25 protein-coding genes are annotated in these 13,249 nt (G+C 55.0%); all 25 read right to left on the reverse strand.

Annotation, left to right across the window (positions count from 1 at the left end):
- Positions 1 to 95: 95 nt before the first annotated feature.
- Positions 96 to 560, reverse strand: a complete 465-nt coding sequence (bfr, locus tag PFLCHA0_RS27450; protein ID WP_015637228.1) for a bacterioferritin — start codon at positions 558 to 560, stop codon at positions 96 to 98.
- 155 nt (positions 561 to 715) lie between these two features.
- Positions 716 to 2,164: a catalase gene (locus PFLCHA0_RS27455; protein WP_015637229.1), complete on the reverse strand. Its 1,449-nt coding sequence runs from the start codon at positions 2,162 to 2,164 to the stop codon at positions 716 to 718.
- Positions 2,165 to 2,340: 176 nt separating this feature from the next.
- Positions 2,341 to 2,727 carry a 50S ribosomal protein L17 gene (gene rplQ / locus PFLCHA0_RS27460; protein ID WP_007924175.1) on the reverse strand — a complete coding sequence of 129 codons (387 nt, stop codon included), beginning with the start codon at positions 2,725 to 2,727 and terminating at the stop codon, positions 2,341 to 2,343.
- Positions 2,728 to 2,769: 42 nt separating this feature from the next.
- Complete coding sequence (locus PFLCHA0_RS27465; RefSeq protein ID WP_007970428.1) at positions 2,770 to 3,771, reverse strand: DNA-directed RNA polymerase subunit alpha; 1,002 nt, start codon at positions 3,769 to 3,771, stop codon at positions 2,770 to 2,772.
- 22 nt (positions 3,772 to 3,793) lie between these two features.
- Positions 3,794 to 4,414: a 30S ribosomal protein S4 gene (rpsD, locus tag PFLCHA0_RS27470; RefSeq protein ID WP_011063772.1), complete on the reverse strand. Its 621-nt coding sequence runs from the start codon at positions 4,412 to 4,414 to the stop codon at positions 3,794 to 3,796.
- An 18-nt stretch (positions 4,415 to 4,432) separates the two neighbouring features.
- Positions 4,433 to 4,822 (reverse strand): 30S ribosomal protein S11, encoded by a 390-nt coding sequence (gene rpsK, locus PFLCHA0_RS27475; RefSeq protein WP_007924177.1) that lies wholly within the window; start codon positions 4,820 to 4,822, stop codon positions 4,433 to 4,435.
- Positions 4,823 to 4,852: 30 nt separating this feature from the next.
- Positions 4,853 to 5,209 carry a 30S ribosomal protein S13 gene (gene rpsM / locus PFLCHA0_RS27480; protein ID WP_003186020.1) on the reverse strand — a complete coding sequence of 119 codons (357 nt, stop codon included), beginning with the start codon at positions 5,207 to 5,209 and terminating at the stop codon, positions 4,853 to 4,855.
- A 130-nt stretch (positions 5,210 to 5,339) separates the two neighbouring features.
- Positions 5,340 to 5,456 carry a 50S ribosomal protein L36 gene (gene rpmJ / locus PFLCHA0_RS31765; RefSeq protein WP_002555468.1) on the reverse strand — a complete coding sequence of 39 codons (117 nt, stop codon included), beginning with the start codon at positions 5,454 to 5,456 and terminating at the stop codon, positions 5,340 to 5,342.
- 24 nt (positions 5,457 to 5,480) lie between these two features.
- Positions 5,481 to 6,809, reverse strand: a complete 1,329-nt coding sequence (gene secY, locus PFLCHA0_RS27485) for a preprotein translocase subunit SecY (RefSeq protein ID WP_003210064.1) — start codon at positions 6,807 to 6,809, stop codon at positions 5,481 to 5,483.
- Positions 6,810 to 7,244: a 50S ribosomal protein L15 gene (gene rplO / locus PFLCHA0_RS27490; protein WP_007924183.1), complete on the reverse strand. Its 435-nt coding sequence runs from the start codon at positions 7,242 to 7,244 to the stop codon at positions 6,810 to 6,812.
- A 3-nt stretch (positions 7,245 to 7,247) separates the two neighbouring features.
- Positions 7,248 to 7,424, reverse strand: coding sequence for a 50S ribosomal protein L30 (gene rpmD / locus PFLCHA0_RS27495; RefSeq protein WP_003176408.1), 177 nt, complete (start codon positions 7,422 to 7,424; stop codon positions 7,248 to 7,250).
- Positions 7,425 to 7,426: 2 nt separating this feature from the next.
- Positions 7,427 to 7,927: a 30S ribosomal protein S5 gene (gene rpsE / locus PFLCHA0_RS27500; RefSeq protein ID WP_007924184.1), complete on the reverse strand. Its 501-nt coding sequence runs from the start codon at positions 7,925 to 7,927 to the stop codon at positions 7,427 to 7,429.
- Positions 7,928 to 7,930: 3 nt separating this feature from the next.
- Positions 7,931 to 8,281 (reverse strand): 50S ribosomal protein L18, encoded by a 351-nt coding sequence (rplR, locus tag PFLCHA0_RS27505; protein ID WP_003186037.1) that lies wholly within the window; start codon positions 8,279 to 8,281, stop codon positions 7,931 to 7,933.
- Between the two features lie 10 nt (positions 8,282 to 8,291).
- Positions 8,292 to 8,825 (reverse strand): 50S ribosomal protein L6, encoded by a 534-nt coding sequence (gene rplF, locus PFLCHA0_RS27510; RefSeq protein WP_007924185.1) that lies wholly within the window; start codon positions 8,823 to 8,825, stop codon positions 8,292 to 8,294.
- A gap of 12 nt (positions 8,826 to 8,837) precedes the next feature.
- Positions 8,838 to 9,230 (reverse strand): 30S ribosomal protein S8, encoded by a 393-nt coding sequence (gene rpsH, locus PFLCHA0_RS27515; protein ID WP_011063773.1) that lies wholly within the window; start codon positions 9,228 to 9,230, stop codon positions 8,838 to 8,840.
- A 207-nt stretch (positions 9,231 to 9,437) separates the two neighbouring features.
- On the reverse strand, positions 9,438 to 9,743 hold the full coding sequence (gene rpsN, locus PFLCHA0_RS27520) for a 30S ribosomal protein S14 (protein WP_003228726.1): 306 nt from the start codon (positions 9,741 to 9,743) through the stop codon (positions 9,438 to 9,440).
- A gap of 13 nt (positions 9,744 to 9,756) precedes the next feature.
- Complete coding sequence (gene rplE, locus PFLCHA0_RS27525; RefSeq protein ID WP_003210069.1) at positions 9,757 to 10,296, reverse strand: 50S ribosomal protein L5; 540 nt, start codon at positions 10,294 to 10,296, stop codon at positions 9,757 to 9,759.
- A 20-nt stretch (positions 10,297 to 10,316) separates the two neighbouring features.
- Positions 10,317 to 10,631 carry a 50S ribosomal protein L24 gene (rplX, locus tag PFLCHA0_RS27530; protein WP_010443924.1) on the reverse strand — a complete coding sequence of 105 codons (315 nt, stop codon included), beginning with the start codon at positions 10,629 to 10,631 and terminating at the stop codon, positions 10,317 to 10,319.
- An 11-nt stretch (positions 10,632 to 10,642) separates the two neighbouring features.
- Complete coding sequence (gene rplN, locus PFLCHA0_RS27535; protein ID WP_011063774.1) at positions 10,643 to 11,011, reverse strand: 50S ribosomal protein L14; 369 nt, start codon at positions 11,009 to 11,011, stop codon at positions 10,643 to 10,645.
- Between the two features lie 23 nt (positions 11,012 to 11,034).
- Complete coding sequence (gene rpsQ, locus PFLCHA0_RS27540) at positions 11,035 to 11,301, reverse strand: 30S ribosomal protein S17 (RefSeq protein WP_003194644.1); 267 nt, start codon at positions 11,299 to 11,301, stop codon at positions 11,035 to 11,037.
- A gap of 2 nt (positions 11,302 to 11,303) precedes the next feature.
- On the reverse strand, positions 11,304 to 11,495 hold the full coding sequence (gene rpmC, locus PFLCHA0_RS27545; protein ID WP_002555481.1) for a 50S ribosomal protein L29: 192 nt from the start codon (positions 11,493 to 11,495) through the stop codon (positions 11,304 to 11,306).
- The gene (gene rplP / locus PFLCHA0_RS27550) at positions 11,495 to 11,908 is read right to left on the reverse strand and encodes a 50S ribosomal protein L16 (protein WP_003228729.1); all 414 of its coding nucleotides are present in this window, start codon (positions 11,906 to 11,908) and stop codon (positions 11,495 to 11,497) included. The genes rpmC and rplP overlap by 1 nt, the downstream gene beginning before the upstream one ends.
- 12 nt (positions 11,909 to 11,920) lie before the next feature.
- The gene (rpsC, locus tag PFLCHA0_RS27555; protein ID WP_007924192.1) at positions 11,921 to 12,607 is read right to left on the reverse strand and encodes a 30S ribosomal protein S3; all 687 of its coding nucleotides are present in this window, start codon (positions 12,605 to 12,607) and stop codon (positions 11,921 to 11,923) included.
- 13 nt (positions 12,608 to 12,620) lie between these two features.
- Positions 12,621 to 12,953, reverse strand: a complete 333-nt coding sequence (gene rplV, locus PFLCHA0_RS27560; RefSeq protein ID WP_003103908.1) for a 50S ribosomal protein L22 — start codon at positions 12,951 to 12,953, stop codon at positions 12,621 to 12,623.
- A 13-nt stretch (positions 12,954 to 12,966) separates the two neighbouring features.
- On the reverse strand, positions 12,967 to 13,242 hold the full coding sequence (gene rpsS / locus PFLCHA0_RS27565; protein WP_002555486.1) for a 30S ribosomal protein S19: 276 nt from the start codon (positions 13,240 to 13,242) through the stop codon (positions 12,967 to 12,969).
- Between the last annotated feature and the right edge of the window lie 7 nt (positions 13,243 to 13,249).

Below are 13,249 nucleotides of genomic sequence, written 5' to 3' on the forward strand. Positions count from 1 at the left end.
CTTGACGGTGCCAGGGGCTTTTTTGTCTCTAGGGGTTGCTGCGCTTCCCGCAGAAGCGAGCTTTGCTCGCGAACAGGCAGCAAAACCTAAGGCAATCAGAACTGCGATTGCAGGTAGTTCTCCAGGCCGATGGACTTGATCAGGCCCAACTGCTTCTCCAGCCAGTAGGTGTGATCTTCCTCGGTATCCGCCAGCTGGATGCGCAAGATGTCGCGGCTGACATAGTCCTTGTGCAACTCGCACAGCTCGATGCCTTTGCACAACGCGGCGCGCACCTTGTATTCCAGGCGCAGGTCGCTGGCCAGCATCTCCGGCACCGTGGTTCCGGTGTCGAGATCGTCAGGGCGCATGCGCGGACTACCTTCGAGCATCAGGATGCGGCGCATCAGGGCGTCGGCGTGTTGCGCCTCCTCTTCCATTTCATGGTTGATACGCTCATAGAGCTTGGTAAAGCCCCAGTCTTCGTACATCCGCGAGTGGATGAAATATTGGTCTCGTGCTGCCAGCTCGCCCGTCAGCAACGTGTTGAGGTAATCGATTACGTCCGGGTGACCTTGCATCGCCCTACATCTCCCTGCTTGAAAGTGGATAGTTTGAACCAAGCTGACTTGCAGGTCACTTAGAAATAGCTGAAAAAGTGAAGAATATCTGAGAAAACCAGTAGAAATAACGCAAAAACCGCCCAAATGAGGGCGGTTCTGCTTCTTATTTAGACTTACTTGAGCGATACGCCCAAAGCTTTGGCGATGCCTTCGCCGTAAGCCGGGTCGGCCTTGTAGAAATGCTGCAACTGCCGATCAACCACATCAGCCGTCACTCCAGCCATGGCGCCCGCGATGTTATTGATCAGCAATGCCTTCTGCTCATCGTTCATCAGGCGGAACAACGCACCAGCGTGGCTGTAGTAGTCGGTGTCTTCACGATGATCGTAGCGGTCCGCAGCACCGCTGAGTGCCAGGGCCGGCTCGGCATAACGTGGAGCCTGCTTCGGCGCATCGCCATAGCTGTTGGGCTCGTAGTTAGGCGCCGCACCACCATTGGTACCGAAAGCCATGGAGCCGTCGCGCTGGTAGCTGTTCACCGGGCTCAATGGAGCGTTCACCGGCAACTGTTGGTGGTTGGTACCCACACGGTAGCGATGCGCGTCGGCGTATGCGAATACCCGGCCTTGCAGCATGCGGTCCGGCGAAAGACCTACCCCAGGTACCATGTTGCTAGGGCCGAATGCAGCCTGCTCGACCTCTGCAAAGTAATTCAACGGGTTGCGGTTCAGTTCCAGCTCACCCACTTCGATCAACGGGAACTCTTTCTGCGACCAGGTCTTGGTCACATCGAAGGGGTTCTCGTAATGCGCGGTGGCTTGAGCTTCGGTCATGACCTGGATACACACGCTCCATTTCGGAAACTCACCGCGCTCGATCGCATTGAACAGGTCGCGCTGGGCGTAATCAGGATCGGTACCGGCCAGGCGCGCTGCGTCAGCCGGCGCCAGGTTCTTGATGCCCTGCTTGGTCTTGTAGTGCCACTTGACCCAGTGCCGCTCACCCTTGGCGTTGATCAGGCTGTAGGTGTGGCTGCCAAAGCCATGCATGTGGCGGTAGCCGTCCGGAATACCCCGATCGGAAAACAGAATGGTTACCTGGTGCAGCGCCTCGGGCGAATGGGACCAGAAATCCCACATCATCTGGGCACTTTTCAGATTGCTCTGGGGCAAGCGCTTCTGGGTGTGAATAAAGTCGGGAAACTTCAGCGGGTCGCGAATGAAGAACACCGGGGTGTTGTTGCCTACGATGTCCCAGTTGCCTTCTTCGGTGTAGAACTTGAGGGCAAAGCCGCGTGGGTCCCGCTCGGTGTCTGCCGAACCACGCTCGCCGCCCACCGTGGAAAAACGCAGGAAGGTCGGAGTCTTCTTGCCTACCGCCTCAAACAACTTGGCGCTGGTGTACTCGGTGATATCACGAGAAACGGTGAAAGTGCCATAGGCGCCTGAACCCTTGGCGTGCACGCGACGCTCGGGAATATTCTCGCGGTTGAAATGGGCGAGCTTTTCGATCAGGTGAAAATCGTCGAGAAGCAGAGGGCCCCGGGGGCCGGCGGAACGAGAGTTCTGGTTATCAGCGACAGGAGCGCCACTTGCGGTAGTAAGAGTTTTGGTCTGGCTCATGCTCAATCTTCCTCTGTCAGTCTGTGAAACTGCCGGCTAATCGGCTGACAAAGAGTATTGACCACCAGTGTTACAACATCCAATGCATTACACATTAGCTAACGATAGAAATATCCAATATAGGCAGACACAAAAAACCGGGCGCTAGGCCCGGTTCCTTGTTTCAGACTGACGTCTTACTCAGCGGATACAGCTTCACCGCCGACAGCACGATCAACCAGTTCAACGTACGCCATAGGAGCGTTGTCGCCAGCGCGGAAACCGCACTTGAGGATGCGCAGGTAGCCACCCTCACGGGTAGCGTAGCGCTTGCCCAGGTCGTTGAAGAGCTTACCAACGATAGCTTTCGAACGAGTACGGTCGAAAGCCAGACGGCGGTTAGCCAGGCTGTCTGTCTTGGCCAAAGTGATCAGCGGCTCGGCAACGCGGCGCAGTTCTTTAGCTTTCGGCAGTGTAGTTTTGATCAGCTCGTGCTCGAACAGCGACACCGCCATGTTCTGGAACATGGCCTTGCGGTGCGAGCTGGTGCGGCTCAGGTGACGCCCACTTTTACGATGACGCATGGTTCATTCCTTACCAAACACAACGTTCGGTGATTACGACGATCAGGCAGTCGCCTTGTCGTCCTTCTTAAGACTTGCAGGCGGCCAGTTGTCGAGGCGCATGCCGAGGGACAGACCGCGGGAGGCCAGAACGTCCTTGATTTCAGTCAAGGATTTCTTGCCCAGGTTCGGAGTCTTCAACAGTTCTACTTCGGTACGCTGAATCAGGTCGCCGATGTAGTAAATGTTTTCCGCCTTAAGGCAGTTAGCCGAACGTACAGTCAGTTCCAGATCGTCAACCGGGCGAAGCAGGATCGGATCGATCTCGTCTTCCTGCTCGACTACCACTGGCTCACTGTCACCCTTGAGGTCGACGAACGCAGCCAACTGCTGTTGCAGGATGGTTGCAGCACGACGGATAGCCTCTTCAGGATCCAGAGTACCGTTGGTTTCCAGATCAATAACCAGCTTGTCCAGGTTAGTACGCTGCTCGACACGGGCGTTTTCCACCACGTATGCGATACGGCGAACCGGGCTGAACGAAGAGTCGAGCTGCAAGCGACCAATGCTGCGGCTTTCGTCTTCATCGCTCTGACGCGAGTCGGCCGGTTCATAACCACGACCACGAGCTACTACGAGCTTCATGTTCAGGGCGCCGTTAGACGCCAGGTTAGCGATTACGTGATCGGGATTAACGATCTCGACATCATGATCCAGCTGAATATCGGCAGCGGTAACCACCCCCGAACCCTTCTTCGACAAGGTCAGCGTAACTTCGTCACGGCCGTGCAGCTTGATAGCCAGACCTTTAAGGTTCAACAGGATTTCAATTACGTCTTCCTGTACACCTTCGATGGCGCTGTACTCGTGGAGCACACCGTCAATCTCGGCCTCGACTACTGCACAGCCGGGCATTGAGGACAACAGGATGCGGCGCAGCGCGTTGCCCAGGGTGTGGCCAAAACCACGCTCGAGAGGCTCGAGGGTGATCTTGGCGCGGGTTGGACTGACAACCTGCACATCAATGTGGCGGGGTGTCAGGAACTCATTTACCGAAATCTGCATGGATGCACCTATTTTCTAGCCCTTACTTGGAGTAGAGCTCGACAATCAGGCTTTCGTTGATGTCGGCGGACAGATCACTGCGAGCTGGAACGTTCTTGAAAACGCCCGACTTCTTCTCAGTGTCTACTTCTACCCATTCTACGCGGCCACGTTGAGCACACAGATCGAGAGCTTGGACAATGCGAAGTTGATTTTTTGCTTTCTCGCGAACAGCGACCACGTCACCAGCACGAACCTGGTAGGACGGAACGTTAACGGTCTGACCGTTTACGCTGATCGACTTGTGCGATACCAGCTGACGGGATTCGGCACGAGTAGAACCGAAGCCCATGCGGTACACAACGTTGTCCAGACGGCATTCGAGCAGTTGCAACAGGTTTTCGCCGGTTGCGCCCTTCTTGCCAGCTGCTTGTTTGTAGTAGCCGCTGAATTGACGCTCGAGTACGCCGTAGATACGACGAACTTTTTGCTTTTCACGCAGCTGGGTGCCGTAGTCGGATTGACGACCGCGACGCTGGCCGTGGATGCCAGGAGCTGCTTCGATGTTGCACTTGGATTCGATAGCGCGCACGCCGCTCTTCAGGAAGAGATCGGTGCCTTCGCGACGAGCCAGTTTGCATTTTGGACCAATGTAACGAGCCATTCTTTACAATCTCCTGGATTACACGCGGCGCTTCTTCGGCGGACGGCACCCGTTGTGCGGGATTGGCGTCACGTCGGTGATGCTGGCGATCTTGTAGCCACAGCCGTTCAAAGCGCGGACTGCGGATTCACGACCTGGACCTGGACCCTTGACGTTGACGTCGAGGTTTTTCAGGCCATATTCCAGCGCAGCTTGACCAGCACGCTCAGCAGCTACTTGAGCAGCGAACGGGGTGGACTTGCGAGAACCGCGGAAACCCGAACCACCGGAGGTTGCCCAGGAAAGAGCGTTACCTTGACGGTCGGTGATGGTCACGATGGTGTTGTTGAAAGACGCGTGGATGTGGGCGATGCCATCAACCACTGTCTTTTTAATCTTTTTACGAGGACGAGCAGCAGGTTTTGCCATGACTAAATTCCTGTCGATTCGCTGGTGCGATTACTTGCGGATCGGCTTACGCGGACCTTTGCGAGTACGCGCGTTGGTCTTGGTACGCTGACCGCGCACTGGAAGACCACGACGATGGCGCAGACCGCGGTAGCAGCCCAGATCCATCAAGCGTTTGATTTTCATGTTGATTTCGCGACGCAGGTCACCTTCAGTGGTGAACTTCGCCACTTCGCCACGCAGCTGTTCAATTTGCTCGTCGCTCAGATCCTTGATCTTCGCAGCTGGGTTGACCCCAGTCACCGCGCAGATTTTCTGCGCAGTAGTGCGACCAACACCATAGATGTAGGTCAGCGAGATAACAGTATGCTTGTTATCTGGAATGTTAACGCCTGCAATACGGGCCATTCAGTGGGACTCCAATTGACAGCTACCTACGCCCCGGAAGCCAAGAAATAGGGCGCGAGATAATATCGCTGTAATAACAAATAATCAACCCGGCAGCGCACTAGCTGCCGGGCTTGAAGCACAATCACACTCAGCCTTGGCGCTGTTTGTGACGCGGTTCCGCGCTGCAAATTACTCGAACAACACCTTCGCGGCGAATAATCTTGCAGTTACGGCACAGCTTTTTCACCGATGCACGAACTTTCATCACCAACTCCTCGAACCTTATGGATTAGCGCAGCATGCCGCTGCCGTAACCCTTCAGGTTGGCTTTCTTCATCAGGGATTCGTACTGGTGGGAAACGAGGTGCGATTGTACTTGCGACATAAAGTCCATAACAACCACGACCACGATCAGCAACGAGGTCCCGCCAAGGTAGAACGGAACGTTTGCAGCAACCACCAGGAACTGGGGCAACAGGCAGACGGCCGTCATATATAGAGCACCGAACATGGTCAAACGAGTCAGAACGCCATCAATGTAGCGCGCCGACTGCTCACCTGGACGGATGCCCGGAATAAAGGCACCGGACTTCTTCAGGTTTTCCGCTACGTCTTTCGGATTGAACATCAACGCCGTATAGAAGAAGCAGAAGAAAATAATCCCTGCACTAAACAGCAGAATATTCAACGGCTGACCAGGAGCGATCGACTGCGAGATGTCCTGCAACCAGCCCATACCTTCAGACTGACCGAACCAGGCACCCAACGAAGCCGGAAACAGCAAAATGCTGCTCGCGAAGATAGCAGGAATAACACCGGCCATATTCACTTTCAGCGGCAAGTGGCTGGTCTGCGCAGCAAATACCTTGCGGCCCTGCTGACGCTTGGCGTAATGAACAGCAATACGACGCTGACCACGCTCAATGAACACCACAAAACCGATAATCGCTACTGCCAGCAAACCGATCGCAACCAGGGCAAAAATGTTGATATCACCCTGACGTGCAGACTCGAAAGACTGCCCGATGGCTCTCGGAAGACCGGCGACGATACCTGCGAAAATCAACATCGAGATACCGTTGCCAACACCACGCTCAGTAATCTGCTCACCCAGCCACATCATGAACATCGCACCAGCCACAAAAGTGGATACCGCGACGAAATGGAAGCCAAAGTCACCAGTGAACGCAACACCCTGACCCGCCAAGCCAACGGACATGCCGATAGCTTGAACCAGGGCCAGGATGACAGTGCCGTAGCGGGTGTACTGGCTGATCTTGCGACGGCCAGCTTCACCTTCCTTCTTCAACTGCTCCAACTGCGGGCTGACGGCTGTCATCAACTGCATGATGATCGATGCCGAGATATACGGCATGATCCCCAGTGCAAAGATGCTCATCCGTTCCAGCGCGCCGCCGGAAAACATGTTGAACAAGCTAAGAATGGTCCCCTCATTCTGTCGAAACAGGTCCGCGAGTCGGTCAGGGTTGATACCTGGAACCGGGATGTGTGCGCCTATTCGGTAGACGATAATCGCCAAGAACAGAAAACGCAGACGAGCCCAAAGTTCAGACATACCGCCTTTGCCGAGCGCAGAGAGAGCACCTTGCTTAGCCATTTATTCCTCGAACTTGCCGCCAGCTGCTTCGATAGCCGCACGCGCACCTTTGGTGGCTGCGATACCCTTGATGGTCACAGCGCGAGTAACTTCGCCGGACAGCATGATTTTCACACGCTGAACGTTTTGGTTAATCACGTTGGCATCTTTCAGGGACTGCACGGTGACGATGTCGCCTTCCACTTTAGCCAGCTCGGACAGACGCACTTCTGCGCGATCCATGGCCTTCAGGGAAACGAAACCGAACTTCGGCAGGCGACGATGCAGCGGCTGTTGACCGCCTTCAAAGCCTGGAGCAATGGTGCCACCGGAGCGGGAAGTCTGACCTTTGTGACCACGGCCACCAGTCTTACCCAAACCACTACCGATACCACGGCCCGGACGATGCTTTTCGCGACGGGAACCCGGCGCTGGACTCAGATCATTGAGTTTCATCGATTAACCCTCGACACGCAGCATGTAGTAAGCCTTGTTGATCATCCCGCGATTCTCGGGAGTATCCTGGACTTCTACAGTGTGACCGATGCGACGCAGACCCAGACCCTTAACGCACAGTTTGTGGTTAGGGATACGGCCGGTCATGCTTTTGATCAGCGTTACTTTTACGGTAGCCATGATCAGATGATCTCCTGGACGCTTTTGCCACGCTTGGCGGCAATGGATTCAGGGGACTGCATTGCTTTCAAACCCTTGAAAGTGGCGTGAACCACGTTTACTGGGTTAGTCGAGCCGTAGCACTTGGCCAGAACGTTCTGAACGCCAGCTACCTCGAGGACAGCACGCATAGCGCCGCCAGCGATGATACCGGTACCTTCAGAAGCAGGCTGCATGTACACCTTGGAAGCGCCGTGAGCGGACTTCATTGCGTACTGCAGAGTGGTGCCGTTCAGGTCAACTTGGATCATGTTGCGGCGAGCAGCTTCCATTGCCTTCTGGATCGCAGCAGGCACTTCACGCGACTTGCCACGGCCGAAGCCAACACGGCCCTTACCATCACCAACCACGGTCAACGCGGTGAAAGTGAAGATACGGCCGCCTTTTACGGTTTTGGCTACGCGGTTAACTTGAACCAGCTTCTCGATGTAGCCTTCGTCGCGCTTTTGGTCGTTATTTGACATAACTTAGAACTCCAGCCCAGCTTCACGAGCAGCATCAGCCAGCGCCTTGACGCGGCCGTGGTACTTGAAGCCAGAGCGGTCGAAAGCCACCTGCGAGACGCCAGCGGCTTTCGCACGCGTAGCGACCAGCTGGCCAACCTTAGTGGCCGCGTCGATGTTGCCAGTGGCGCCATCACGCAGTTCTTTATCCAAAGTCGAGGCACTTGCCAGGACTTTGTTGCCGTCGGCCGAAATGACCTGGGCGTAGATGTGCTGCGAAGAGCGGAACACGCAGAGACGCACGACTTCGAGTTCGTGCATTTTCAGGCGTGCTTTGCGAGCGCGACGCAGTCGAGTAACTTTTTTGTCGGTCATTTGCTATGCCCTACTTCTTCTTGGCTTCTTTACGACGGACGACTTCGTCCGCGTAGCGCACACCTTTGCCTTTGTAAGGCTCTGGTGGACGGAAGTCGCGGATCTCAGCGGCCACTTGACCTACCAGCTGCTTATCGATGCCCTTGATCAGGATATCGGTCTGGCTAGGAGTCTCAGCGGTGATGCCTTCCGGCAGTTCGTAATCCACTGGATGCGAGAAGCCGAGGGCCAGGTTCAGCACTGTGCCTTTTGCCTGTGCCTTGTAACCAACACCGACCAGCTGGAGCTTGCGCTCGAAGCCTTGGCTTACGCCTTGGACCATGTTGTTTACCAGAGCACGAGTGGTACCGGCCATTGCGCGAGTTTGTTGGTCGCCGTTGCGAGCAGCGAAACGCAGCTCACCAGCTTCCTGAACAATTTCAACGGACGAGTGTACGTTCAGTTCGAGAGTGCCCTTGGCACCCTTCACCGAAAGCTGTTGGCCGGCGAATTTGACTTCGACACCAGCTGGCAGCTTAACGGGGTTCTTAGCGACGCGAGACATGCTTATCCCCCCTTAGAACACAGTGCAAAGAACTTCGCCGCCGACACCGGCAGCGCGCGCAGCACGATCAGTCATCACACCTTTGTTGGTGGAGACGATAGACACGCCAAGACCGCCACGTACTTTCGGCAGTTCTTCAACGGACTTGTACTGACGCAGGCCTGGACGGCTAACGCGCTTCACTTCTTCGATGACCGGACGGCCTTCGAAGTACTTCAGCTCGATGGACAGCAGAGGTTTGATTTCGCTGCTGATCTGATAACCCGCGATGTAACCTTCGTCCTTCAGGACTTTTGCTACAGCCACCTTCAGCGTGGAAGACGGCATGCTTACGACGGACTTTTCAGCCATCTGGGCATTACGGATTCGAGTTAGCATGTCCGCTAACGGGTCCTGCATACTCATGGGCTAGATGCTCCTGATACAAAAAGAATTAGCCTTGCGGCTACAACTGTCGCCGAGAAATTCCGGGCAAAAAACACGGGCTCAGGCGAGCCGGTCATTCTAGACACACCCCAGAAATGAATCAAGCCCCAAAAGGGGCTTGATTCACGTTCAAGGCCACCGGCGATCGGGATCTTGCGAGCCCGAACACCGAGACTTTGATAGCTATTACCAGCTGGCTTTAACCAGACCTGGTACGTCACCACGCATTGCAGCTTCACGCAGCTTGTTACGGCCCAGGCCGAACTTGCGGTAAACGCCGTGCGGACGACCAGTCAGGCGGCAGCGGTTACGCATGCGCGAAGCGCTTGCATCACGTGGCTGCTTCTGCAGAGCTACGGTAGCTTCCCAACGAGCTTCTGGACTTGCGTTCAGATCCACGATGATAGCTTTCAGCGCTGCACGCTTGGTGGCGTACTTGGCAACGGTGAGCTGACGCTTCAGCTCACGGTTCTTCATGCTCTTCTTGGCCATTTTCCTACTCCAATCAGTTGCGGAACGGGAATTTGAAAGCACGCAGCAGAGCGCGGCCTTCGTCATCGTTCTTAGCAGTGGTGGTCAGGGTAATGTCCAGACCGCGGAGAGCATCGATCTTGTCGTAATCGATTTCCGGGAAAATGATCTGCTCTTTAACGCCCATGCTGTAGTTGCCACGACCGTCGAAGGACTTGGCATTCAGGCCGCGGAAGTCGCGAACCCGAGGCAGGGAGATCGACAGCAGACGATCCAGGAACTCGTACATACGCTCACGGCGCAGGGTCACTTTGACGCCGATCGGCCATCCTTCGCGGACTTTGAAGCCAGCGATGGATTTACGAGCGTAGGTCACAACGACTTTCTGGCCGGTGATCTTTTCCAGGTCAGCAACAGCATGCTCGATGACTTTTTTGTCGCCGATTGCTTCGCCCAGACCCATGTTCAGGGTGATTTTGGTAACGCGCGGAACTTCCATCACGTTCGAAAGCTTAAGTTCTTCCTTAAGTTTCGGAGCGATTTCCTTCCGGTAAATCTCTTTTAGTCGTGCCATGGTCTTCTACCTAGCAGTGTTCAAGCATCAACCGCTTTTTGGGTCGACTTGAAGACACGAATTTTTTTGCCGTCTTCTACTTTGAAACCAACGCGGTCAGCCTTGTTGGTTTCGCTGTTGAAAATGGCGACGTTGGAAGCGTGCAGTGGCGCTTCTTTCTCGACGATACCGCCCTGTACGCCCGACATCGGGTTAGGCTTGGTATGACGCTTGACCAGGTTCAGGCCACCGACGACCAGACGGTCGTCAGCCAGAACCTTAAGCACCTTACCGCGCTTACCTTTGTCTTTGCCGGCGATCACGATGATCTCGTCGTCACGACGAATCTTTTGCATGTCGGATCTCCTTACAGCACTTCTGGGGCGAGCGAGACGATCTTCATGAACTTCTCGTTGCGAAGTTCACGGGTCACTGGCCCAAAGATACGGGTGCCGATCGGCTCTTGCTTGTTGTTCAACAGAACAGCAGCGTTGCCATCAAAGCGGATGATGGAGCCGTCTGCACGACGAACACCATGGCGAGTGCGGACTACAACAGCAGTCATCACTTGGCCTTTTTTCACCTTACCGCGAGGAATTGCTTCCTTGACGGTAACTTTGATGATGTCACCGATACCAGCGTAACGACGATGGGAGCCACCCAGCACCTTGATGCACATAACGCGGCGAGCGCCGCTGTTATCGGCCACATCGAGCATGGATTGAGTCTGAATCATATAATTTCTCCGACCCCTAGCCCTTAGACTTCCACAGCGCGTTCGAGAACATCAACCAGGGCCCAAGACTTGGTCTTGGCCATCGGACGAGTTTCACGAATAGTGACTTTGTCGCCGATGTGGCACTGATTGGTTTCGTCGTGCGCGTGCAGCTTAGTCGAACGCTTAACGTATTTACCGTAGATAGGGTGCTTAACGCGACGCTCGATCAGAACGGTGATGGTCTTGTCCATCTTGTCGCTGACAACACGGCCAGTCAGCGTACGGACAGTTTTTTCGGCTTCAGCCATGATTACTTACCTGCCTGCTGGTTGAGCACAGTCTTCACGCGAGCGATGTCACGCTTAACTTGCGAGAGCAGATGAGACTGCCCCAACTGGCCAGTTGCTTTCTGCATACGCAGATTGAACTGGTCGCGCAGCAGGCCGAGCAGTTGCTCGTTCAGCTGCTGTGCGGATTTTTCACGAAGTTCATTCGCTTTCATCACATCACCGTCCGTTTAACAAAGGAGGTGGCGAGCGGCAGCTTTGCAGCAGCCAGGGCGAAAGCCTCACGCGCCAGCTCTTCAGAAACACCCTCGATTTCATACAGGACTTTGCCTGGCTGAATCTGGGCTACCCAGTATTCGACGTTACCCTTACCTTTACCCATCCGAACTTCGAGAGGCTTTTTGGAAATAGGCTTGTCCGGGAATACACGGATCCAGATCTTGCCACCACGTTTTACGTGACGGGTCAGAGCACGACGCGCTGACTCGATCTGACGAGCGGTGAGACGACCACGAGCAACAGACTTCAGCGCGAACTCGCCGAAGCTGACTTTGCTACCGCGCAATGCCAGACCACGGTTGTGGCCGGTCATTTGCTTGCGGAACTTCGTACGCTTTGGTTGCAACATTTGGCGTACCCCTTACTTAGCAGCTTTTTTACGAGGCGCAGGTGCTTGCGGCTTCAGCTCTTCTTGGCGACCACCAATTACTTCGCCTTTGAAGATCCAAACCTTCACACCGATCACACCGTAAGTGGTGTGAGCTTCGTAGGTGGCATAGTCGATATCGGCACGCAGGGTGTGCAGTGGCACACGACCTTCGCGATACCATTCAGTACGTGCGATTTCAGCACCGCCGAGACGACCGCTCACTTGGATTTTGATGCCTTTGGCACCAATGCGCATGGCGTTCTGTACGGCGCGCTTCATAGCACGACGGAACATTACGCGACGCTCCAGCTGCTGAGCTACGCTCTGCGCAACCAGCATACCGTCGAGCTCCGGCTTGCGGATCTCTTCGATATTGATGTGCACAGGCACACCCATTTGCTTGGTCAGGTCCTGACGCAGCTTCTCAACATCTTCACCTTTCTTGCCGATCACGATGCCGGGACGAGCGGTGTGGATGGTGATGCGTGCAGTTTGAGCCGGACGATGGATATCGATACGGCTTACGGACGCGCTTTTTAGTTTGTCTTGGAGATACTCACGCACATTCAGATCTGCGAGCAAATAGTCCGCATAAGTCCGACCGTCTGCGTACCAGACGGAGGTGTGCTCCTTGACGATTCCCAGGCGAATGCCAATGGGATGTACTTTCTGACCCATCTCTTCGACTCCGTTACTTGTCAGCAACCTTGACAGTGATATGGCAAGACCGCTTGACGATGCGATCAGCACGGCCTTTGGCACGTGGCATGATGCGCTTCAGCGAACGCCCTTCGTTGACGAAAACGGTGGAGACCTTCAGGTCATCAACGTCTGCGCCTTCGTTATGCTCGGCGTTGGCTACGGCCGACTCCAGCACTTTCTTCATGATCTCGGCGGCTTTCTTACTGCTGAAAGCCAACAGGTTGAGCGCTTCGCCCACCTTCTTCCCGCGGATCTGGTCGGCGACCAAGCGGGCTTTCTGGGCGGAGATTCGAGCGCCCGACAACTTAGCGGCTACTTCCATCATTCCTTACCCCTTAACGCTTGGCTTTCTTGTCAGCCACGTGCCCGCGATATGTACGGGTACCGGCGAACTCGCCCAGTTTGTGGCCGACCATGTCTTCGTTCACGAGAACTGGAACATGCTGACGACCGTTATGCACAGCAATGGTCAGACCGACCATTTGTGGCAGGATCATGGAACGGCGCGACCAGGTCTTAACTGGTTTGCGATCGTTCTTTTCCGCCGCCACTTCGATCTTCTTCAGTAGGTGAAGATCAATAAAAGGACCTTTTTTCAGAGAACGTGGCACTGTCGTA

Origin of the sequence: Pseudomonas protegens CHA0, from assembly GCF_000397205.1 — a bacterium.
GTDB classification, from domain to species: domain Bacteria; phylum Pseudomonadota; class Gammaproteobacteria; order Pseudomonadales; family Pseudomonadaceae; genus Aquipseudomonas; species Aquipseudomonas protegens.